Below are 21393 nucleotides of genomic sequence, written 5' to 3'. Positions count from 1 at the left end.
TATAGGTAGTTATTTTATGGATGGAAATTTCCCAAGCAGCAGCACTTTTGCGAGTTCTTTGCAAAGTAATCAGAGTCTAGAATCAGTGCTACCGGCGGCGTTAGCGGCAGTGGGATACTCTGTAAAAGCAGGCGAATCAGCGCGCCAAGTTCTGCAAATTCCTCCAGCCTCCCAGGTGTGTGTAGTATTGGTAGACGGCTTAGGCTACCAGCAGTTACAGGCGCGGCGCGGGCATATTCCTAATCTGCGCGCCCTGGATATAGATACGCATATAAATACGGTCTTTCCTTCTACCACTGCGGCCGCTATTACCGCTTTCGGGACGGGTTTATTGCCGGGGGAAAGCGCCATGGCCGGTTATGCGCTGCGTTCTCCCTATAACGGCCGGGTTTTTTCACTGATTAACTGGAATGATGCCGGAATCTCAGCGGAAAAATGGCAAAATAATCCCACGCTATTTGAGATGCTGAAAGAGGAAGCGATACATACGGCAATTATCCAGCCGCAAAAATTTATTGCTTCTGGTTTGAGCATGGCGGCCTTGCGCGGAGCACCGGTAGTGCCGGCAGAGAGTTTAGAAGAAAGAGTACAGGCGGCGGCTAATGCGCTGCGGAAGGGGAAAAAACTCGTCTACCTATATTGGGGCGAGCTAGATGCGGTGGGGCATCGTTACGGCTGGAAATCTGAACGCTGGATTAATGAATTGGAATACTTCGATATGGGGTGGGGGAGTCTACTGCGGCAAGTTCCCCCCGGCACACTGGTAATACTTACTGCCGATCATGGCATGGTAGATGCAGAGCGGAAAATAGATATAGCGGCGATGTCAGCTTTGCGTAAAGATGTGGAATGCGTAGCCGGAGAAGAAAGAGCTTTTCAAATATATACTTCTGATCCGCAAGCAGTGGCGAAACGCTGGGAAGACGAAGTGGCCGATATTGCTTGGATATATACAAAAGAGCAGCTCATAGCGAGCGGCTGGTTAGGAAAAGTTAGTGCACGGGCGCAGCAAGCCATCGGGGATGTATGGGCAATTGCGAAAGATACTACCGGATTTGTAGATTCCCGGGTGCATAGTTCGGCGGCAATTTCTATGGTGGGAGTGCACGGATCGCGCACGGAAGCAGAAATGCAAATACCGCTAATTATGGAACTTTGCTAGTCGCCTAGCTACTGCGTTGGCGAGTGAGCCGCAATCTACTCGGCGTTTTCATCGTCGTCTTTAGAATATCCAAATACTATTTCATCCCACGAAGGCATAGCTGGGCGATCGCGCCGTTTCGATTTTTTCGCCGTTTTCTCATTCTCGCTATTAGCTTCTTCCGGAGTATCCGGCATACCCGGTAGAGTGTTTTGATTCTCTAGCTCTGCAGCGGGTGCGGCCGGCAGCGGAGTGGAATTATCTCCGCGCTCCGGCAGCTGAAGAATACTGGCGTCCTGTGCCATTTCTGGTTCCGAGGCAGCTGGGTGAGCTCCCAGAAATTCCTCTTCTTCTTCCGGCATTGGAGCATTGGTGCCCCGGCGATGCTCTAAGGAGGCAAGAATCTCGTTAATGTCTATAGTTTCTGATTCTGAGATGGCAGTTTGCTCCGGGAAAAGCTGGGGAATATCGAAATCGGTCTCGGCAAGCGAATCTGCTGCGGCAGATGCGGAAGGAGCACTTTCTTTTTCGAGCTCAGGCATATTGAGCGGGCGCCATGGTGAATCCGGGGCGGGGATACGCGTTTCGGTAAGCCAAGTAGCTTCATCATTATTTGCGCTGAGCGTCCTTGCCTTCGTATTGATTTCCCATTCGGCCTGTAAAGGAGCACCGGCAATCTGATAAGAAGCAGTTAATTTCCACGGAGAATCGGCAGCGCGCGTGGCATCCCAAGTTATTTCATTTTCGTCTACGCCACGTTTTACGAGGCGGGAAATTACTAATTCGGCTAGCGTCAAATCTCCACCCTGCTGGCTTTGTAAATAACCGCAGGCTTGCGCCACAATATAATCGCGCTCATTGCGAATAGGAACAGCGAGCTTATTCAGCTGTTCTGCCGGAATTCCAGACATTTTTTCTACTTCGGCCACCGCCTTGCCGGCCCGGAAAAGCGCCTGAATTTCGCGTGGAGAATAATTTTGTACCTCAACTGAAGAATCGGCCGTATCCGAGGTATCCACCGGGGGAGTCGTATCGAGAGTGCTGTGCGGCGGTGCAACTTCTTTTTCGGTATTTTCTTCTGTTTCTGATTCGGTTTGCACTAATTCTCGTAACTCGGTGGTAAGTGGAAGTACGTATTCTTTGCCGTCACTATCACACAGAGAAAGGCATCCGTTTTCTGAATCAAGCCCTTGCAGCTGCAGCTCCATAAAAGTACACCTTTCTAAATACCTGATTCCTGCGTATAACTCTATATACGGTGGTACATTGCCAATGTTAGCAGGCGGCTAGAGCTTATATAGTTTTATTTGGCAGTTTCGAGAAAAATCTTAAAATCTGCTGTGAGGGAAAATATAGAGAATTCGCCTTGCTAAATTTACTTAGCTTTGATACAAAGACTGGGAAGTTACTAATAAAGGAATGGCGGTGGCACTGCCTAGCCCGCCAGCTCAAATTGGAACGGAAGAGTTATGGCCACAGATTATGACGCCCCGCGGAAGCGTGATGAAGAACTGAAAACAGATTCTTTAGAAGAATTAAAAGCCCGTAGCACTAAGCATCAATCTGGATCGGTAGATGAAGACGAAGTAGAAGCGGCAGACGGTTTTGAACTTCCGGGAGCTGATTTATCCAATATGGAGTTAGCGGTGGCAGTGATTCCGGCGCAAGATGATGAATTTACTTGCTCTTCCTGCTTCTTAGTCCATCATCGTTCCCAATTGGCATACGAAGAAGATGGACTCCCTGTATGTAATGATTGCGCTTCCTGATTAGACTCTCCAAAATCTAAATAGCGGTAAAGAAAAGAGGGAGTGGAAGCAAATGGGATGGTTCCGGCGGCGAAAAAATACTGAAGCAGTTGCAGAATCTGCACCGGAGCAGGAAGTAGCGGAAGGCGTAGACGGCGGCGAAAGTGGCGCAGACGCTTCCCAAGTGGCAGATGGGGAGCAGGAAGTTGATTATCGCCTAAATGGGCCATGGGATATAAACGAAGTAGCTACTATCGAAGATTTAGTGGACGCCGGAGCATTGCAAATTCCCTTACTGCCGGGAGCGCAGCTGCAATTTACTACCGATGCACAGCAGCAGAATATAATCGGAGTTGTCTACATAAAGGATGGCTCGGCTCTGCAATTGCAGGCTTTCGCGGCACCAAAATCGCAAGGTATTTGGGATTCTGTGCGTCTCGATATGCGCAGCTCTATTGCCAAACAGGGTGGATCTTCCCAAGAAGTAGTGGGCCCTTTCGGTAAAGAATTAGAGGCACAGATGCCGTTGCCGGATTCGAAAAAGTTCGCCCCGCACCGTTTTTTAGGTATTGACGGGCCGAGATGGTTACTGCGCGTAAGTCTTTACGGAAAAGCTGGCTACGATAAGCAGGCGAGCCAAGAGATGCTCTCCGTATTGGAAAAATTAGTGATAAACCGCGGTGAAGAGCCTTTCCCGCCTCGGGAGCTGCTTCCTTTGCACTTGCCAAAAGGTGATTTCATGGCGCGGGAGATGCCCCAGCAGTGAAACATTGGATTGATACCGAAGGAAAAGTTTCTGCTATTTCCTATCCCGGTGCTACTAATTCTCCCGCTGTGAAAGTGCACTTAGAGACGGCTGACCGCCCGCTAGAGATTGTATTTCTCTCTTATCGCACTCTGCACGCTTTAGATATTGGGCAAACAATTAAAGTGAGTGGTTATTATGTGGAGCGGCAAGGAATACGCACTCTATATAACCCGCGCTACTGCATTGAAAGTAAATAATGGAGAAAAAATTTTCTACTCCCAAATCTACGCGAACTGCTTTGGCTGCTATTACCAGTGAAAAATTTGATGCACTGCAGGCGGTAGGAGGCTGGCGGGGAATTTGTGAATCAATAATCCCGACCCTAATTTTTCTGATTCTTTATATCTTTACTCACCGCCCGGCTTTAGCAGCCTTTATTTCCTGCGGAATTTGCCTTATCGGGGTGCTGGTGCGGATTTTGCAAAGAATTTCGGTAATGCCCGTATTAGGTGGCCTGTTAGCTGTGGTAATTTCCGCAGTGCTCGTATGGCATACTGGGGAAGCAAGCAATATGTTCCTCTGGGGAATTTTGATGAATGCAGGATATTTTTTCTTGCTGCTACTCTCGCTGCTAATAAAATGGCCGCTACTCGGAGTAGTTATCGGATTTTTCCGCGGCGAATCTACCGCTTGGCGCAAGGGGGAGGCCTTGGCACAATTACGCCGGCGGTACTATGCAATTACTTTGATTTGGCTCGGGGTATTTGCGCTGCGTCTGGTAGTACAACTCCCACTCTATTGGCAAGGAGCAGCGGAGGCGCTCGGGGTGGCAAAACTAATTCTCGGAATTCCTCTTTTCGCTCTAGCTGCCTGGTTTTCGTGGATGCTAGTGCGCGGAGTTCCGAGTGAAAAATCGGCTGGGGAGCATCCGAAAAATCTTTAAAATTCCTCTGCCTGCCCGCGCGGAAAACTACGGTAAAGCGCTAGGAAAGGCCACTCCGGCAAAACCTTAGGGCAAGCTCCCGGGCGAAACTTCTTCTAAACGAACTAATTCCTAATTTGCGCTTTCTTCTGCACTATTGGCAGAAAGTGGAGTAGGAGGTGAGCTGAGGGCAGCCACCGCCGCGATTTCTTCTTCGGAGGCATTGTGCGCTATGAAAAGTACCCGATCTCCGCTTTCAATTTTTACGAGTGGTTCGGCAATTAAAGGAGCTCCACCGCGGATTATTCCGCAGATAAAGAGACTCTGCGGTAAAAGAATTTCCCGAATAGCTAGACCCACAATAGGGGCGTCGGCGGGGATTACGGCTTGGTAGAGGCTGGTACTGCTTTGATCAAAATCGATTCGCTTACTGAGCTCTCCCGAAGCCACCGCATCTTCAATATTCATGGTCATAATTCGCGGAGTAGATACGGCATAATCTACCCCCCAGGCTTCGTCAAATAGCCATTCGTTAGCGGGATTATTTACGCGTGCTACTACGCGCGGCACTCCGAATTCCGTCTTTGCCAGCAGGGAAACCACTAAATTAGCTTTATCGTCTCCGGTAGCGGCCACTACGACGTCGGCATCTTGGAGAGAAATATTTTCCAAAGTCGATATTTCACATGCATCCGCCAATACCCAATCCGCACTGGGCACTTTGGCAATCCGCATGGCGTGTGGATCGGAATCCACTAAGGTCACTTCATATCCACGTTGAATAAGCTCTGCCGCAATAGAACGGCCTACGGAGCCAGCTCCGGCAATCATTACTTTCATAGCCAGCCCTCTTCTATCTCGTGGTTAAGTAGGCGTTGAATTTCTTTGGTGCGCTCTGCCGCTGCGATTAGATATACGTTATCGCCGTCTTGGAGCACGGTATCAGAATTCGGAAGAATTGATTCATCATCTCGCCCGATAAAAGCTAGCCGAGCTGCTACAGCTTGCTCCAGATTTTCGCAGCTTATCCCATACCAAGAGGGGTGTATATCCACATAAAAAAGCGTCATATTATAGGTGGAATTTATATATTCTATGTGCGGGCCGAGATTGATTAGTTTGCGCAGCATTCTATCGGCAGTCCAGCGTACGGTAGCTACCGTAGCGATTCCTAGCCGTTCATATACGCCGGCGCGCGAGCTATCGTAAATACGCGTCACTACATTCTCGATGCCGAAAGTATCGCGCACTACTCGCGCAGCAATGATATTGGAGTTATCTCCCGAAGATACCGCGGCGAATCCAGCCGCATCTTCGATGCCGGCTTGCTGGAGAGTGTCGCGATCAAAGCCGATTCCCGTCACGCGTTGTCCCGGAAAATCATCGGGGAGTCGGCGAAAGGCATCCGGATTTTTATCAATAATCGCTACGGAGTGCCCGCGGGCGATTAAATTATTTGCCAGTGTGGCGCCTGCGCGTCCACATCCCATAATGACGAAATGCACGATTAAGAAGCTACCTTTGACTAGTGGAAAGCGTACTCTATTTACTATGGATAATTTGCGCCGGAAAGATTTTCAGCCGCGGTATTTTGGTGCCGTGGCGAAAACTGTGCTCGTTACCCTGATAGCTATAGTACCGCAAGTTATCCTCGTTCCCTTCACTGGCCAACATTTAAGTTTGGGAATTTTTTCCTTGCTCTTCCCGGGCGTCTTTGTGTTTGTGGTGACTTCGCTGGTGCTACATCAGCTAAATAAAGAGTTACCGCGGCGTTCTTTTCAGCAAATATGTGCCTATTATCTAGGGGAAAAAGTAGGGATATTTATTGGAGCTGCGCGAATTCTCTCCTATGCTTTGCTCATTATGCTGGGAGTGCAGCTGGCACTAGAAGCGATAGATTTCTTTATTCCGAGCAGCTCGCAGCACCCTGGTATCGCCAGTGCCTTAGTGATTGTGCTAGCTATACCCGCCTTAATTCGGGTTCGTTTTTCGGTGCGCCGTTGGGTTATCGCCACTCCCTATTTGGTCTTTGTGCTAATCGTGCTCGGCGTCGGGGTGGCTTTGGGAATGGAATTTACGGGAAATGACCTCTTTACGAGTGGAGAGGCGGCGTTGGAATCGCAGTTAGAGGCAACGGATGCGCTTTCCGGAGCGACGCTAGGGGGAATCCCCTATGAAGCTTTTCTCAGCAGCTGTATCCCCGCCGCCGCTTTAATTATCTTCAGTGAGCGCACCCTAGTAAATCCGCGTTATCGGCGCGTGCAGATGCGTTCAATTTACCGATACTTTATTCCAGTATTATTGCTAATTGCCCTAATAATTTATTTAGCGGTGCAATTAGATGTATTGCACCAATCTGGAAGTTTGCCGTTGCTGGAGATTAGCGCTTTGCTCTTTCCGCGCCCAGTTACCGGAATTTTCGCAGCAGTACTCGCCTTTTTAGGTATCACACTCACCCTTTCAGCTTATTGGCAGCTACCACAGATTTTGCGGCAATTAGCTTTAGATAACCTATTGCCGCGGCGTTTCGGATTTCAAGATTCAGAAAACGAACGCGCGGTAATCGTAATTATTATTGCGGGGTTAGCTAGCTTAGCTACCTATATGCTGACTTCTTTCCATTTCTTCACGATGGTATTTCTAATGGTTTCTTATACCATCGGGTTGCTGACTTGCTTTGCAATGATGGCTCGTTCGCAGAAAATACTAAAATCTTCATTCTCTGCGGCAGAAAGAGCTGATGCGAAGCGGCTGCGGATAATTTTTGGGTTTTATTCACTTTTCCTGCTCGCCATGATTTACTCAGTAACAGCAGTTTCCGTGGAGTGGGTATTGTGGACGGTCTTATTACTCCTCGGCCCAGAAATTGCGCTTATTTTCTACAATCGGGGAAAAAGAAAGGTATCACGCGCTTTGGATATTACAGAAGTATTGGCAGAACGCCATATTCCCACCCAAGTGCATGGCTTCGTGCTGGTATCGCATTTAGATGGGGCGAGTATAAAAGCTATTGACTGGGCGCGAGCCATGCGTCTCGCGTCTCTGCAGGCTCTCTGCGTAGATGTAGATCCGGAAAGTACCGTACAGTTGCGTAATGATTGGCAGAAGGCGGAGATTCCGTTGCCATTGACTATTCTTGGCACTCCGGCTGGAGCTTCCCGTGGGCCGATCATAGATTTTTTGCGCGAATTCAGTGCAGCTCACCCCCACGAACCGCTGGTAGTAGTGGTGGCGCGCGTCTTACCAAGCAATCCGCTCGCGCGTTTTTTCTATCGTTTCCGGACCCCGCGCATAATTAATGAGCTAAAAGCCGAAAAAGGAATTATGCTCCTCGAAGTTCCTTTCAATATGCGGGAAACTAATGTTGAAAAATAGCGCCGAGATAGTTGAGTAGTTTGTGGAAGCGGAAGAGAATTTAGAGCTGCGCATTATCGATATTGCGCATGGTGGGTACGGCGTAGCGCGCGAAAATGGGCAAGTAATCTTTGTGGGAGGTGTTATCCCGGGAGAAAAAGTACGCGTCCAGATATTTGAGCGAAAGCGCCGCTTTGCGAAAGCAGTGGTGCAGGAAGTATTAGAAGCTGCCCCGGAGCGAATCGAAAATCCTTGGCCAGCGGGAGGAGTGGCATATACCGGAGCAGCTGATTTTGCACACATTGCTTTATCGATGCAGCGAGAATTAAAAGCCCAAGTGGTGGAGGCGCAGCTGCGAAAAATTGGCGGGGAAATAATTACTGTGCAGTTAGCTGATTTGCCGCTAGTAGTAGAGGCAGTTGATAGCAGCGATGGCTGGGGGAGCCGGAGCCGCATCGATTTAGTGAAAATGCCGCAGGGATTTGGAATGTATCGGGCGCATTCGCATGAATTATTGCCACTACAAGAAATGCCACTGGCCGATGCGCGTATAGGAAGTCTCGATTTATGGGGCCGGGCGTGGGATAAATATGTGCCGGTAGGAGCAAAAGTGCGGGCAGTGGCCAGCAGTGGCGGAGATATCCGGCTGGCGGTAGGGAAAAAGGTTTATAGTGCGCCCGGTAAACGCGCGGCCAGGATCGTGCGAGAGCAAGTGCTGCTATTGGGGCAACAGCCGCAGCAGCAGAAAAAGTATTGTTATGTGCTGGATGCGGCAGGATTTTGGCAAGTGCACCGAGAAGCCCCGCGTACTTTGATTATGGCGGTGCAGGATTTTTTGGGAGATATCTCGGGAGTGCGCGGAGTGGATTTATATGCCGGTGCCGGTTTATTTTCCCAACCTTTAGCAGATTGCATAGGGCCGCAGGGGAGTTTATCTACCTATGAAGGGAGTAAGGAAGCCGTAAAAGCTGCGCAAAAGAATTTAGCAGCTTTCCCCTGGGCAAAAGCGCAAGAAGTGCGAATCGGGGCGCGTAATATACAAAAATTGACGGCGCAGGCAGATTTCGTACTGGCAGATCCACCGCGCGCAGGGCTGGGAGTGGCAGCTGCCCAGCAGCTCGCAAAGAGTGGGGCAGAGAAAATCGTTTTAGTTTCTTGTGATCCAGCTGCAATGGCGCGCGATGTGGCGCAGCTAGCGGCAGGTGGCTATCGAATGGCGGGAATCCGCATCTTCGATATTTTCCCTCATACGCATCACGTGGAGACGCTAGTATTGATGTCAAGTAAATAAATAAGTACTAAATAAACAATATAGAAGGTCGTTGAATATGACACTAGACGAATTCGTTAACGAGGTTATAAAGAAAAGTGACGACTTTGGCTTTTGCTTTGAATCGAAGGGTCGGAAAGCTAAGAACGCAGTGTGGCGTAAGAATCTTCACCCGGATAAGAAAGATGATTTCAGAAAGGGTGCTTATTTTGGCCTGGTGAGCGCTAATGCAGAGCCTACGGGTGCCTACAGCGATTTTAGTCTGGTTATATTCCCTAATGCGGAATGCACTCATTTCGTGATTGCTCTGGTGGTTGGATTATCAGGATTTGATGAAGACTATACGGTTGCCACATTGCCGTGGTTAAGAAGACTGTTTTCCAATCTAAGAGATAGTAAGTATGCAGGTAAACAATTTTATAAAGTTGATTTCTCAGATATTGAGTCCCCTTCAGCCATCAGGAATCATCTGGATGGAGTTGAGGATCTACGAGAGGTAATTAAAAAATATTCTAAAGTTATTTCTGCTTGCCAGATCGTTAATTTAGAAAATACTTCTGAAGAAGAAGCACTTGACATTGTGTGGCAGTGGCTAGCTACCTATGCAATTTTTAGAGAGATTGGAAGTAACAAGGACGAAAGAACAGAAATCAAGAATAATCTGCCTGAGCCAAAAGATCTGGATGATTATTCGGAGGAAGCTATATACAAGCATCTTCTCGAAGAACGGTTTATTGTTCTTCAAGGAGCTCCCGGCACAGGTAAAACGTGGACAGCTAACAGAATTTCTAAGCAGCATTTTAGCGGAGATGATGGTGAAACTTTCTTTGAGCAGTTTCATGCTGAGACAACATATTCTGATTTTGTTTATGGTATAAAACCTAGAACCAAGGGAAACTCTTTACTTTATGAGGAGCACTATGGAATTCTGGTTGATGCCATCAATTATGCTAAATCTAATCCCGAGAAGCCAACACTGCTTATAATTGATGAAATAAATAGAGCGAATCTTTCAAATGTTCTTGGACCTGTTTTTTATCTGTTCGAGAAGAATGCGGATGAGAGGTCCAACCCTGTGACAATTGGGGAATACGAAATAGTTAAGCTACCCGATAATTTTTATGTGATTGCTACTATGAATACCGCGGACCGAAGCCTGGCTGTAGTAGATTTTGCACTCAGACGTAGATTTTCATGGATCACGTTACGTCCACATGCTGTAGAAGTACCGCCGGCGGGAAAAGTTTTCTTAGACGATGAGTTTAAACAATTCTCGGAGCTTTTCAATAAATATGCTTCTAATGAGGAGTTGAATCTGCAGCCGGGTCAGGCATATTTTACTGCTGAAAGTAAAGAAGCTTGGAATCATCGTTTGAGATATGAACTAGTTCCCCTGATGAAGGAATACTTTAATGAAGGGTATTTAAAGAACGCGGTTTCAGAGTTCAGCGACTATATTTATGATAAGTTAGGGATCGATCTGTATGAATGATTATACCCCTTTGAAGCTTCAAGTTCTGAGCAGTAAAAATTTTTCTATGGATAAAATGAAAAGTTTACTGTCTGGTGATAAGCGAAAATCTGTACAGGATATTCAAAAGCTCATTAGATTAAATAAGAAGGCTTTTGCATATCTTGGAATAGAGGCTGAGGGAGTATACGATGATAACTCTAACTATTCATTAAAATTAAGTTCATCGAAATATTCTGGGGTTGTCCCAATTCGTTCTGCTGGCACGGGACTTGTACGTGACTACTTGAAAGTAGTGGGTCGTTACGGTGAAGAAATAGACGAAATATTACCTCTTTTGAGAGAAGAGGATTTCACACCGGAATTTAATAACACCATGCCCATAGCTGCCAATGTGCCGGTGATGCCGCCGAAATACATAGAGTGTGCTAAATTCATTGATAAGTATGAACAAGCGAATCGTTTTCATTGGCAGAAGTTTACAAACAGGAGTATCACGCAGAGCAGACCGAGAAATACTAATTGGACTAGATATTCCTTAGAATCCGTCAATCCTTATAATGCTCTCAAATATCCGAATAAAATCAATGAGCTTACTACGGATCATTCTGAGTGGGCTGAGCTGCAATACGTTTTAACGCTCGCTATCACAGAATTAAGATCAACTAGAACACCCGTGTCTCTTCGAAGACATTATGCGGGCATTATCTCGCGGCTTGAACGTACGTACGATCGGAGCTTGTTGCCTACGGTAGATCACGTCGAGATCCATTCTTCAGATCCGATAATTATTAAAGAGCTTAAGACGGTGGCGAATTTAATCTTGGCAGATTCGTCAGATATAAGATGTGCGTGGAGAATCGATTACTCCCGGTTCTTTGAGAGATATATACAATATTTGTTCGCTCAGCTGGCACATAAAAGTGGTTTTCGCGTTGTCAATAATCCTCATTTTGGAATAAGTGGACAAAAGCCAGCATGGGCTTTGAAATATCTGGAACCGGACTTGGTAATGACAAAAGAAGGCGACCAGGTAGTAGTGGACGCAAAGTATAAGTCTCACATGTACAATTGGGACAACAACTCCCAGGAGCTACATGATACATTTAGGGAGGACTTCCATCAAGTACTTGCCTATTCATCATTCAGCTCTGTGCAACAAAAGAAAGCCATTATCGCATACCCATATAAGGAATTTAGATACTATGCGATAACCGTGCATAGTAGCCTGAACGAATGTGAAAACAAGACATTAATTATGGGAGTGCCAATATCAAAAGCTTCTATAGGTGACGTTGTGGCTGCTATAAATGCTGTAGTGTAAACATGAGCAGGTTTTTGACTTGTTTTCTCGAACTGTAGTCGTAGAAATGGTTTATACTTCAAGAGAGGAGGTGAACTAAATTGATGAAAACACTTGGTATGTTAACAATCATCTGCTTAACAGCATCAATTATGATGGTGAATTTTATACTTATTATACCGAAATTTGGCTCGAAGCATTTCGGCGCACCTGATGATATCAAAGTTATGATGAGTAAGTTGCCAGATAAACCGATTTGGGTCAATATAATCGGCGGACTTATCATGATACTTGGATTGCTAGCCATTGCAGCCGTTCTAGGCTGGGCAATTGTTGATACAGTAAAATTTAGTTTAACTTTTCAGCAAGCCTTTGTTAGATTTTTAATACTATTTGAAGGATATAAGCTTTTTGATATTATCTTTTTTGATTATCTCATGCTTACCAAGTTAAAATTGCCGACTAAAGTTTACCCAGAAACGGTTGGTGCTAAGGGTTATGATAATTTTGGTTTTAATGGGAAAAGTCAGATTGCAAAAATTATAATCTTCTTTTTCGTGAGCCTAATTTTGGCATATTTACTGACCGTTTTGGTTTAACTAGAAATTCATAACTTATAATGTTCAATTCGACTTCTTGGCTATTTGTTTTAAGGGGCTGTAGCTTAAAAAAACCAATTATCAGAAATAGATATAAGAGGAATGATCAACAAAGAAATCCTGATAATTGAAACAGATGGAAGTAAGGAAATACCTATTTTTTTTGATAAAAAATTGGAGATTCCTTTACAAATATGCTCTTACGTGCTATTATTTAAGTGACTATTTAAAAGGAGTTAATAAATATGCGGCAAGGTATTCTTAAATAAACTGTCAATTTGATAGCGGGAACAAATAATTAGATGTCCTTTTTTAGGAGGGCTTAGTTTTTTGTACCCAGTTTAAGAATACCTTTATCATGTGATTCTAAAGTATCCAGAGAATATCTGTATGCTTTGTATACCTATGGTTATGCATAAAAATCCCAGTGATAAAAGTATTTATCACTGGGATTTTTATGCCCTTTTGGGTTTTTGAATGGAGGAAAATCACATGAAAATTATTAATATTGGAGTTTTAGCTCATGTTGATGCAGGAAAAACTACCTTAACAGAAAGCTTATTATATAACAGTGGAGCGATTACAGAATTAGGAAGCGTGGACAAAGGTACAACGAGGACGGATAATACGCTTTTAGAACGTCAGAGAGGAATTACAATTCAGACAGGAATAACCTCTTTTCAGTGGGAAAATACGAAGGTGAACATCATAGACACGCCAGGACATATGGATTTCTTAGCAGAAGTATATCGTTCATTATCAGTTTTAGATGGGGCAATTCTACTGATTTCTGCAAAAGATGGCGTACAAGCACAAACTCGTATATTATTTCATGCACTTAGGAAAATGGGGATTCCCACAATCTTTTTTATCAATAAGATTGACCAAAATGGAATTGATTTATCAACGGTTTATCAGGATATTAAAGAGAAACTTTCTGCCGAAATTGTAATCAAACAGAAGGTAGAACTGTATCCTAATATGTGTGTGACGAACTTTACCGAATCTGAACAATGGGATACGGTAATAGAGGGAAACGATGACCTTTTAGAGAAATATATGTCCGGTAAATCATTAGAAGCATTGGAACTCGAACAAGAGGAAAGCATAAGATTTCATAATTGTTCCCTGTTCCCTGTTTATCACGGAAGTGCAAAAAACAATATAGGGATTGATAACCTTATAGAAGTGATTACGAATAAATTTTATTCATCAACACATCGAGGTCCGTCTGAACTTTGCGGAAATGTTTTCAAAATTGAATATACAAAAAAAAGACAACGTCTTGCATATATACGCCTTTATAGTGGAGTACTACATTTACGAGATTCGGTTAGAGTATCAGAAAAAGAAAAAATAAAAGTTACAGAAATGTATACTTCAATAAATGGTGAATTATGTAAGATTGATAGAGCTTATTCTGGAGAAATTGTTATTTTGCAAAATGAGTTTTTGAAGTTAAATAGTGTTCTTGGAGATACAAAACTATTGCCACAGAGAAAAAAGATTGAAAATCCGCACCCTCTACTACAAACAACTGTTGAACCGAGTAAACCTGAACAGAGAGAAATGTTGCTTGATGCCCTTTTGGAAATCTCAGATAGTGATCCGCTTCTACGATATTACGTGGATTCTACGACACATGAAATTATACTTTCTTTCTTAGGGAAAGTACAAATGGAAGTGATTAGTGCACTGTTGCAAGAAAAGTATCATGTGGAGATAGAACTAAAAGAGCCTACAGTCATTTATATGGAGAGACCGTTAAAAAATGCAGAATATACCATTCACATCGAAGTGCCGCCAAATCCTTTCTGGGCTTCCATTGGTTTATCTGTATCACCGCTTCCGTTGGGAAGTGGAATGCAGTATGAGAGCTCGGTTTCTCTTGGATACTTAAATCAATCATTTCAAAATGCAGTTATGGAAGGGATACGCTATGGTTGCGAACAAGGATTATATGGTTGGAATGTGACGGATTGTAAAATCTGTTTTAAGTATGGCTTATACTATAGCCCTGTTAGTACCCCAGCAGATTTTCGGATGCTTGCTCCTATTGTATTGGAACAAGTCTTAAAAAAAGCTGGAACAGAATTGTTAGAGCCATATCTTAGTTTTAAAATTTATGCGCCACAGGAATATCTTTCACGAGCATACAACGATGCTCCTAAATATTGTGCGAACATCGTAGACACTCAATTGAAAAATAATGAGGTCATTCTTAGTGGAGAAATCCCTGCTCGGTGTATTCAAGAATATCGTAGTGATTTAACTTTCTTTACAAATGGACGTAGTGTTTGTTTAACAGAGTTAAAAGGGTACCATGTTACTACCGGTGAACCTGTTTGCCAGCCCCGTCGTCCAAATAGTCGGATAGATAAAGTACGATATATGTTCAATAAAATAACTTAGTGTATTTTATGTTGTTATATAAATATGGTTTCTTGTTAAATAAGATGAAATATTTTGTTTAATAAAGAAAGTAAAAATTTAGATATAAATAGAAGAAAAGCTCCATATTACTATCTTTTATTTTTCTCTGCCCTCTTAATAATATTAGGTTTATTTAATGTAATTGATTATAAATCAATAATTTTAGGTGTAATACTAATTATATTAGCTAGCTACGGCTTATATAATTTGCATTCAATTCAAGACAAATAAATGAGAAGTAAGTGATCAAATCTCCCTTAGTTTCTAAGGGCCCAATTATAGACGATGATTTGAATATAAGTTTGGACAATGATGAACAAGTTGAGAGTGTTGTTTTGATGTCAAGAGTGAAGGACTGAAACTGTATAAAAAGGCTTGAAGTCAAGGGGTCCCGAAGAACTGCCTCGGTTGGGGCAAATGCTCGGAATTCCTTTTTTAGACCGTTTGATAACAGTTCTGGCTACTGTGAAATAGAGGGTTGTAACTATAGAACTGCTTTTTGTGCTTATTGAGACTACAGAAATATTGTCAGAAGTGATTTTTTAGGTGTTGTGTCGTCAATTATCCTATTCACCACACAAAATGATACAAAAACACTCAAACCATTTAAAAAATACAAGTAAATTTATTAGCTGACGAATCCCAGCTTGCAGTGGACTTAGACACCCATCCTCAACAAGATTACCTTTGCCATCTTCTATCGTGCAACAAGCACTAAGACTCTTTTCTTGAGGCATGATTATTATCAAGGTAGTCTCGATACATAGGTAGACTATTCGCTACAAGTGTGTAAGTAAAATAGCCAAGAATTGAATAAAAGGCAAAAACAGCATAGGGGTTAAAAATAATAGATTTTGCTGTATATGAATTTCCATTTGGATTATTAAAAATTGGATATAAACGAGATTCGTTAGTCTTCCTACAAAAGATTGATGAAACAAGCGATTATGGAAAAAAGACGGAATTTACCGACTTGGTTTATGAAGAGGTTATGGAATATCTGAGTGGAAAAAGAAAAGCATTTGATTTCAAATTTGAGCTTGATGGAACGGCCTTTCAAAAGCAAGTATGGGAAGAATTAACGCATATCCCTTATGGAGAAACACGCACATATAAAGAAATAGCAATAGCTATTAAAAATCCGAAGGCCAGCCGTGCAGTGGGAATGGCAAACAATAAAAATCCAATTTTAATTGTTATACCTTGTCACAGGGTCATCGGATCCGATGGTAAATTGACAGGATACGCCGGAGGATTAGATATGAAAAAAGTCTTATTAGATTTGGAACTGAGAAATAGTACTTTGAAACTAAAAGAGAACCAGTGAAGGGCATTCAAAGAGCTAAGATTTAAATAAATTGTCTCTTCTGTTTCTACTGTTCCTGCCGTTTATGAAAAGTATGATTTGACTGCCGCCTTGTCTTACGTTGGTCCCAGAACACTAGGAGTGTCACCACGGCACCGGCCAAGATTGTAGCGACGGTGTTAATCTGTGTCCCAGGGCTCCAAGCATAGCTAATAGTAGGCAATTTCAGCACATTGCAGGCTATATACTCGCCAAAGAAGATGGTCAACAGCGTCATTATAATCACTGTCGTATCCACGATAGCTATAACCTTTCTGCGGTGCAGAGGAGTAGTTGTTATGGCAACCAATAACTGGATCAACGCAGCAACAACCCCGCACGCCATGAGCGCGTAGAATGGAGCATACAGAGCAGAGGTGTTCCACCAGAAGCGATAAACCAGTATTCCCAGGCCTACCAACACAGCCGGTAGGGGTGCTAATTTTAGCCTATTCCCTTTAGCAGCAGACACAATATTCTCCTTTGAAATAATTATGACTACCCACGTATATTCTATACGAACTTCTTTGCATCGCCCATCTAGGAGAGCACCGGACTTGCTCGCGTGCGCGAGCTTGCCCTAGAGAATTATTTGCATTCTTATGTTGTTACAGTGAGTAACTATAGTGTTTCACCTTGTTTCTTTTTCCTTTGTAAGTTATCAGCTACTTTGTATTTAGGCAGTATTTGCATCGAATGCTTCTATGCGCATTTGCTTACTGTCAGCGATTTTATGATGTGTAATAAATGATTTGAGAGGAATTTTGAAATGAGCAGTGGTGTATCTTTAGGAGAAAAAATTAGAAAAGCTCGTCTGGAAGCTGGGTTAACACAGGAAGAGCTTTCAGAAATACTGATGGTGTCTCGTGCTGCTGTAGCAAAATGGGAAACGAATCGAGGTTTGCCAGATATAGAGAATCTGAAATTTATTGCATCTGCTCTGAATGTGAGTATTGATTATCTTTTGGATGAGAATAATAGCATTGATTTTTCTATTACCAAGAAGCCAATTAATCTAAATAAATATGGTTTCGATGGCAGGTTGAGCGGTTTTAAGAAGTCGAAAATTAAAGAGCAGGTTATTCGCGATGAATATCCTGATTCAGAAATCAATATGCTCACTGTTGCTAAAACTTATAACAGTTCATCTGAGAAGATAGTGGATAATTTTGTTGGATTATTTTCTACTCTCCTTGGAGGATTGCCATTGTTTGGCATATTTGATTTTAGTAAAGCTGTTGCCACTCTTAGGGCTGAGCAGTATTACTTGGTGAATAAAAAAGATAAGCAGTATTTCGTGCTTGTAACCGATGAGTATATTATTAGCAGAATTATGGGAGTGGTGTTTAATAGCAAAAAGTTCCGTATCGGAGATAAGGAGTTTATGAAAGTTGGTCAGCTTCGTAATAAGTAGTATCAGAGTGTTGTAGTGGAAGGGATACACTACCCGTTCTCCCCATCTACGTCGAGACGCTCTGTTTGATGTCAAAGGTGAAATAAAATCGAGCGTAAAAATCTTTATTTCCAGATGTTTATATATTTGACGAAAAAACCGTAGCGATAATGATTTCCCATTACGATTAATAGTGTCTTCTACGAAACAGAAATAGCAGAGTGGAAGGTCTCGAACTTACAGAGCTATTTTTTAGATAGTGAAGTGAACTAGGGGATTATTGTATGCAGGAGGGACAACATGGATAGAACAATACGAGTAACAGGAAAAGGTGAAATTTTCGTTAAGCCAGATATCATTAGGCTTAATATTCATGCAGCGGGGACTTATAAGGAATACAGCTTGTCGCTTAGGAAGTCTGCTGAGCACACAAATCTTTTGCGGGAGACGATATCAAAGGCAGGATTTGATCCGCAGAATCTCAAGACACACTATTTTGACATAAATACTGATTATGAAGATTACACTGATCAGCACGGTGAGCGTCGGAGCAGATTTATCGGATATGAATACACGCACCGTCTTTATATTTATCTTCCGAATGATAATGAGCAACTGGGGAAAGTTTTATACCAGCTTGCCAATAATGCAGTGAATGTAGATCTGTCCCTCAGTTACGAAGTGAAAGACGCTAATGCTGTAAAGAATGAATTGCTCGATAAGGCTATAGAGGATTCAAAGATTAAGGCAGAGGTCCTCGCGAAAGCTGCGGGAGTCTCTCTCGGAGAAATTAAGGAAATTGACTACTCCTGGGGAGAACTTGAGATATATTCTCAACCTGTTCATGGCATTAAGCTTGGTAAAAAAATGATGCCAGCCGAAGGATATAACTTTGATATAGTGCCGGGTGACATTGACGTTCAGGATACAGTAACCATTATTTGGGAAATAAAGTAAATGGGATTGGGACTTAGTTAGCAAATTAGAAGTACATGCAAAGAGTAAGAAATGAATATCAAAGAAGAATTATTGGCATTGCAGGATATTTCATATGCTGATTTTCAGGCAAAATTGACTCCCAATATTCCGAGAGAACTTTTTATAGGAGTCAGAGTTCCGGAGGCTAGAAAGCTTGCTAAAAGAATTGTAGGGGAGCCGGAAGCATATAAATTTTTGAAAGATTTGCCGCACAAATACTATGACGAAAATATGCTGCATGGACTTCTTCTTTCTGAAATGAAGGATTACGATCACTGTATTGCAGCAGTCGATGAATTTTTGCCTTACGTAGATAATTGGGCTGTTTGCGATATTATGTCTCCCAAGATTTTCAAAAAGAATAAAACAGCGCTTTTGGAAAAAATTAAAGAATGGTCCGCATCGGAAAAAACATATACTTGCCGCTTCGGTATTGAGATGTTAATGTCTTACTTTCTTGATGACGATTTTAAACCTGAATATCTGGAAATACCCGTTTCTGTTTACAGTGAAGAGTATTATGTGCAAATGATGATTGCGTGGTTCTTTGCAACCGCTTTGGCAAAGCAATGGGATGCGACTATAAAATATATCGAGAGTCATTGCTTAAATACGCAAACTCACAATAGGGCAATACAGAAAGCCCGGGAAAGTAACCGCATTACTCCAAAACAAAAAGAATATTTAAAGGCGCTGAAACGATAACTGCACCTAGCTGTGCCAATCAAGTTCTTAGTTTTCCAAGCAATTTCGCGGTTTTTGGGTAATTTTCTGATTTGCCAAGTAGCATAATGATAGGTTCTTTTTTACCCGCATTTAGAAATTTTTTTAAGGCACTAGTACAGAGGCGGTTTATGCACATGCAAAGTATCCTCAGGCACAAATTTACCTGCACTTTATTCGTAATATTTATTGCAGCGGTGCTGGCGAGCGTTTTATCGTTGCCGGCAGGTGTGAATGTGGCGGTAGCAGCGCCAGCCCCCAGCTAATGAAATACCCAGCAGTAAGGCATTTACCGTCACTAAAAAGGCGGAGAATACGGATACTGAAACAGTTCTAGGTGAATACGATACCTTCTTTGAAACTATCGAGAATATGGATATTAACGATGCAGCTAGCTTGTACACCGTCTATGTAAACAAAGATATGGTTATTCCTTCCACGGAGAAGCTGCATGGGCGCAGCAATAATAAAATCAGATTGACTTCCGGAAAAGGTGGGCCTTATACCTTGGAGAGAAGAGGCCCGAAGGATCTGATTAGCCTTATGAGTAACTCGGAGCTAACAATCGATAACATCACGCTTGACGGCCATGGAGAGAGCAGATGTTTTTCTGTGCTTAATGGGGCAAAGGCAAGCATTGGAAAGGGGACCACTATCCAAAACTTTACGGATGTGCCGGGTTATGATGGCCCTGCTATATATGTAAATGACGGGGGAACGCTCACTATCGAAGCCGGCGCAGTAATAAAGAATAATACTTCTGCAAAACAGCAAGGCGGTGCCATCCAGGCCCGGCAAGATGCCACTCTCATTATTAACGGCGGCCTTTTTGAAAATAATATTGCTGCCTCTCAGGGTGGAGCTATAGCAGCTTACGGTAAATTAAAAATTACGGGTGGTACCTTTAAAGGAAATAAAGCGGAAAAAGTCGGCGGAGCAATTATTCTGGGCAAGACGCATCCTGCCACCATCGAAAATGCTATATTCGCCGAAAATCAAGCAAGCACGGGCGGCGCAATTTATTCTTCACAAGAAATTACGCTGAAAAACACTACTTTTAACCAGAATCTAGCCAATTGGGGCGGAGCAATATGTAGCGTAAAACCGCTCAGTATTAGTGGTTCTACCTTTAACCAAAATGTGGCTAATAGTGCCGGCGGGGCGCTCTATCTAAATAAAAATGCAGGAAGCGTAGCTATTACTGATTCTAAATTCTTGAAGAATTCAGCAGCTAATGGTGGGGCAATTTATACGTATAAATTTGATAATGCGGATCCCGTCGCAAATGCGGATGCATATAAAAACATAAGTACGGATAAGAAAACGCTATTCCAAGGGAATATAGCGAAAGCTGGTGCCTATACGCCGCCCGAAAATTTTTCCGATTACACTGAGCTCTTATTTAGCAAGGATTCGGATGCAGCGCAAGAGAGTGTCTATCGGAAGAGCTTGCTCAATAATAGCGATATAAATTATAAAAATACGCATTTCTACGTAAATTTCATAAATGATGGCAGCTTGTATGCGGCGACTAAAGTAGAGCCAGGTAAGTCAATTAGTGGTGATGCTTTAGTAGAGGAAAAGATGCCGCAGAATCCCGCTAAAGATGGATATACCTTCAAAGAGTGGAATACGCAGGCTGACGGCAATGGGAGCGCCTTTACCGAAGAAACAGCAGTGGATTCAGATATGAGCGTATATGCGATTTATACGAAGAATCCTGTGCCACCGGCACCGCCGAAAAAACCGGCGCAGCGTTTGCCGCAGACTGGAGAATCTAACTCTCTCGGCATATTGCTTGCGGCCTTAGGGTTCTCGATTTCCGGATTTGCCGTGCTGCGCAAGCAAGGAGCGCTGAAACGGAATAAATAATATCTGCCGATAGGGTTCAAAATATTTCCCGATAGGCCTAAAACCTAGTCGTTTAAGGGCGGCCGCAGCTAATAAATAGTTGTGGCCGCCCTT

Annotated in this window: 21 protein-coding genes; 17 read left to right on the top strand and 4 right to left on the bottom strand. The window is 43.2% G+C overall.

What is annotated here, in order from left to right:
• Positions 1-16 precede the first annotated feature (16 nt).
• Positions 17-1162, top strand: a complete 1146-nt coding sequence (locus BQ7117_RS04955) for an alkaline phosphatase family protein (RefSeq protein ID WP_073996469.1) — start codon at positions 17-19, stop codon at positions 1160-1162.
• Positions 1163-1197: 35 nt separating this feature from the next.
• Here BQ7117_RS04955 and sepH read toward each other — a convergent pair whose 3' ends face one another.
• Positions 1198-2349, bottom strand: a complete 1152-nt coding sequence (gene sepH / locus BQ7117_RS04950; protein WP_073996468.1) for a septation protein SepH — start codon at positions 2347-2349, stop codon at positions 1198-1200.
• A 261-nt stretch (positions 2350-2610) separates the two neighbouring features.
• On the opposite strand from sepH, the gene BQ7117_RS04945 reads away from it, so the two are divergent.
• From BQ7117_RS04945 to BQ7117_RS04930, 4 genes are read left to right on the top strand one after another with little or no spacing between them, the layout of a single operon-like run.
• Positions 2611-2910, top strand: a complete 300-nt coding sequence (locus BQ7117_RS04945; RefSeq protein WP_073996467.1) for a DUF4193 domain-containing protein — start codon at positions 2611-2613, stop codon at positions 2908-2910.
• A gap of 52 nt (positions 2911-2962) precedes the next feature.
• On the top strand, positions 2963-3655 hold the full coding sequence (locus tag BQ7117_RS04940; RefSeq protein WP_073996466.1) for a DUF3710 domain-containing protein: 693 nt from the start codon (positions 2963-2965) through the stop codon (positions 3653-3655).
• Entirely contained in the window at positions 3652-3894 is a 243-nt protein-coding gene (locus tag BQ7117_RS04935; protein WP_073996465.1) for a single stranded DNA-binding domain-containing protein, read from the top strand. The genes BQ7117_RS04940 and BQ7117_RS04935 overlap by 4 nt, the downstream gene beginning before the upstream one ends.
• A complete protein-coding gene (locus BQ7117_RS04930) occupies positions 3894-4580 on the top strand; it encodes a DUF3159 domain-containing protein (RefSeq protein ID WP_073996464.1) in 687 nt (228 codons plus the stop codon). The genes BQ7117_RS04935 and BQ7117_RS04930 overlap by 1 nt, the downstream gene beginning before the upstream one ends.
• Positions 4581-4691: 111 nt before the next feature.
• Here the strand turns inward: BQ7117_RS04930 and BQ7117_RS04925 are convergent, their stop codons facing one another.
• Both BQ7117_RS04925 and BQ7117_RS04920 read right to left on the bottom strand, forming a co-directional pair.
• The gene (locus tag BQ7117_RS04925; RefSeq protein WP_073996463.1) at positions 4692-5399 is read right to left on the bottom strand and encodes a potassium channel family protein; all 708 of its coding nucleotides are present in this window, start codon (positions 5397-5399) and stop codon (positions 4692-4694) included.
• Complete coding sequence (locus BQ7117_RS04920) at positions 5396-6064, bottom strand: potassium channel family protein (protein WP_202613023.1); 669 nt, start codon at positions 6062-6064, stop codon at positions 5396-5398. The genes BQ7117_RS04925 and BQ7117_RS04920 overlap by 4 nt, the downstream gene beginning before the upstream one ends.
• A gap of 46 nt (positions 6065-6110) precedes the next feature.
• Between BQ7117_RS04920 and BQ7117_RS04915 the strand changes: the two genes are divergently transcribed.
• The 8 genes from BQ7117_RS04915 (at position 6111) to BQ7117_RS04875 (ending at position 16316) form a co-directional block, all read left to right on the top strand.
• A complete protein-coding gene (locus tag BQ7117_RS04915) occupies positions 6111-7934 on the top strand; it encodes an APC family permease (RefSeq protein ID WP_073996462.1) in 1824 nt (607 codons plus the stop codon).
• 22 nt (positions 7935-7956) lie between these two features.
• Positions 7957-9204, top strand: a complete 1248-nt coding sequence (locus tag BQ7117_RS04910; RefSeq protein ID WP_073996461.1) for a class I SAM-dependent RNA methyltransferase — start codon at positions 7957-7959, stop codon at positions 9202-9204.
• 37 nt (positions 9205-9241) lie between these two features.
• Complete coding sequence (locus tag BQ7117_RS04905; protein ID WP_073996460.1) at positions 9242-10675, top strand: McrB family protein; 1434 nt, start codon at positions 9242-9244, stop codon at positions 10673-10675.
• Between the two features lie 46 nt (positions 10676-10721).
• A complete protein-coding gene (locus BQ7117_RS04900; protein ID WP_237563058.1) occupies positions 10722-11978 on the top strand; it encodes a 5-methylcytosine restriction system specificity protein McrC in 1257 nt (418 codons plus the stop codon).
• Between the two features lie 83 nt (positions 11979-12061).
• The gene (locus BQ7117_RS04895; protein WP_034440403.1) at positions 12062-12556 is read left to right on the top strand and encodes a hypothetical protein; all 495 of its coding nucleotides are present in this window, start codon (positions 12062-12064) and stop codon (positions 12554-12556) included.
• A gap of 390 nt (positions 12557-12946) precedes the next feature.
• Entirely contained in the window at positions 12947-13033 is an 87-nt protein-coding gene (locus BQ7117_RS04890) for a tetracycline resistance determinant leader peptide (RefSeq protein WP_011058339.1), read from the top strand.
• Positions 13034-13048: 15 nt separating this feature from the next.
• The gene (gene tet(M) / locus BQ7117_RS04885; protein WP_000691727.1) at positions 13049-14968 is read left to right on the top strand and encodes a tetracycline resistance ribosomal protection protein Tet(M); all 1920 of its coding nucleotides are present in this window, start codon (positions 13049-13051) and stop codon (positions 14966-14968) included.
• A 1012-nt stretch (positions 14969-15980) separates the two neighbouring features.
• Positions 15981-16316, top strand: coding sequence for a methylated-DNA--[protein]-cysteine S-methyltransferase (locus BQ7117_RS04875; RefSeq protein ID WP_202613022.1), 336 nt, complete (start codon positions 15981-15983; stop codon positions 16314-16316).
• 46 nt (positions 16317-16362) lie between these two features.
• On the opposite strand, the gene BQ7117_RS07840 is transcribed toward BQ7117_RS04875, so the two are convergent.
• Positions 16363-16806, bottom strand: a complete 444-nt coding sequence (locus BQ7117_RS07840; protein WP_237563057.1) for a hypothetical protein — start codon at positions 16804-16806, stop codon at positions 16363-16365.
• Positions 16807-17103: 297 nt separating this feature from the next.
• Between BQ7117_RS07840 and BQ7117_RS04865 the strand changes: the two genes are divergently transcribed.
• The 4 genes from BQ7117_RS04865 to BQ7117_RS04850 all read left to right on the top strand — a co-directional run bounded on the left by BQ7117_RS04865 (position 17104) and on the right by BQ7117_RS04850 (position 21300).
• Entirely contained in the window at positions 17104-17748 is a 645-nt protein-coding gene (locus tag BQ7117_RS04865; protein ID WP_073996455.1) for a helix-turn-helix transcriptional regulator, read from the top strand.
• Positions 17749-18027: 279 nt separating this feature from the next.
• Positions 18028-18684, top strand: coding sequence for an SIMPL domain-containing protein (locus BQ7117_RS04860; RefSeq protein WP_073996454.1), 657 nt, complete (start codon positions 18028-18030; stop codon positions 18682-18684).
• A gap of 51 nt (positions 18685-18735) precedes the next feature.
• Positions 18736-19410 (top strand): DNA alkylation repair protein, encoded by a 675-nt coding sequence (locus BQ7117_RS04855; protein ID WP_073996453.1) that lies wholly within the window; start codon positions 18736-18738, stop codon positions 19408-19410.
• A gap of 390 nt (positions 19411-19800) precedes the next feature.
• Complete coding sequence (locus BQ7117_RS04850; RefSeq protein WP_073996452.1) at positions 19801-21300, top strand: InlB B-repeat-containing protein; 1500 nt, start codon at positions 19801-19803, stop codon at positions 21298-21300.
• Positions 21301-21393: the final 93 nt, after the last annotated feature.

It is taken from the genome of Arcanobacterium urinimassiliense (assembly GCF_900119495.1).
Classification (GTDB): domain Bacteria; phylum Actinomycetota; class Actinomycetes; order Actinomycetales; family Actinomycetaceae; genus Arcanobacterium_A; species Arcanobacterium_A urinimassiliense.
This window is presented reverse-complemented; position numbering and strand designations above follow the sequence as displayed.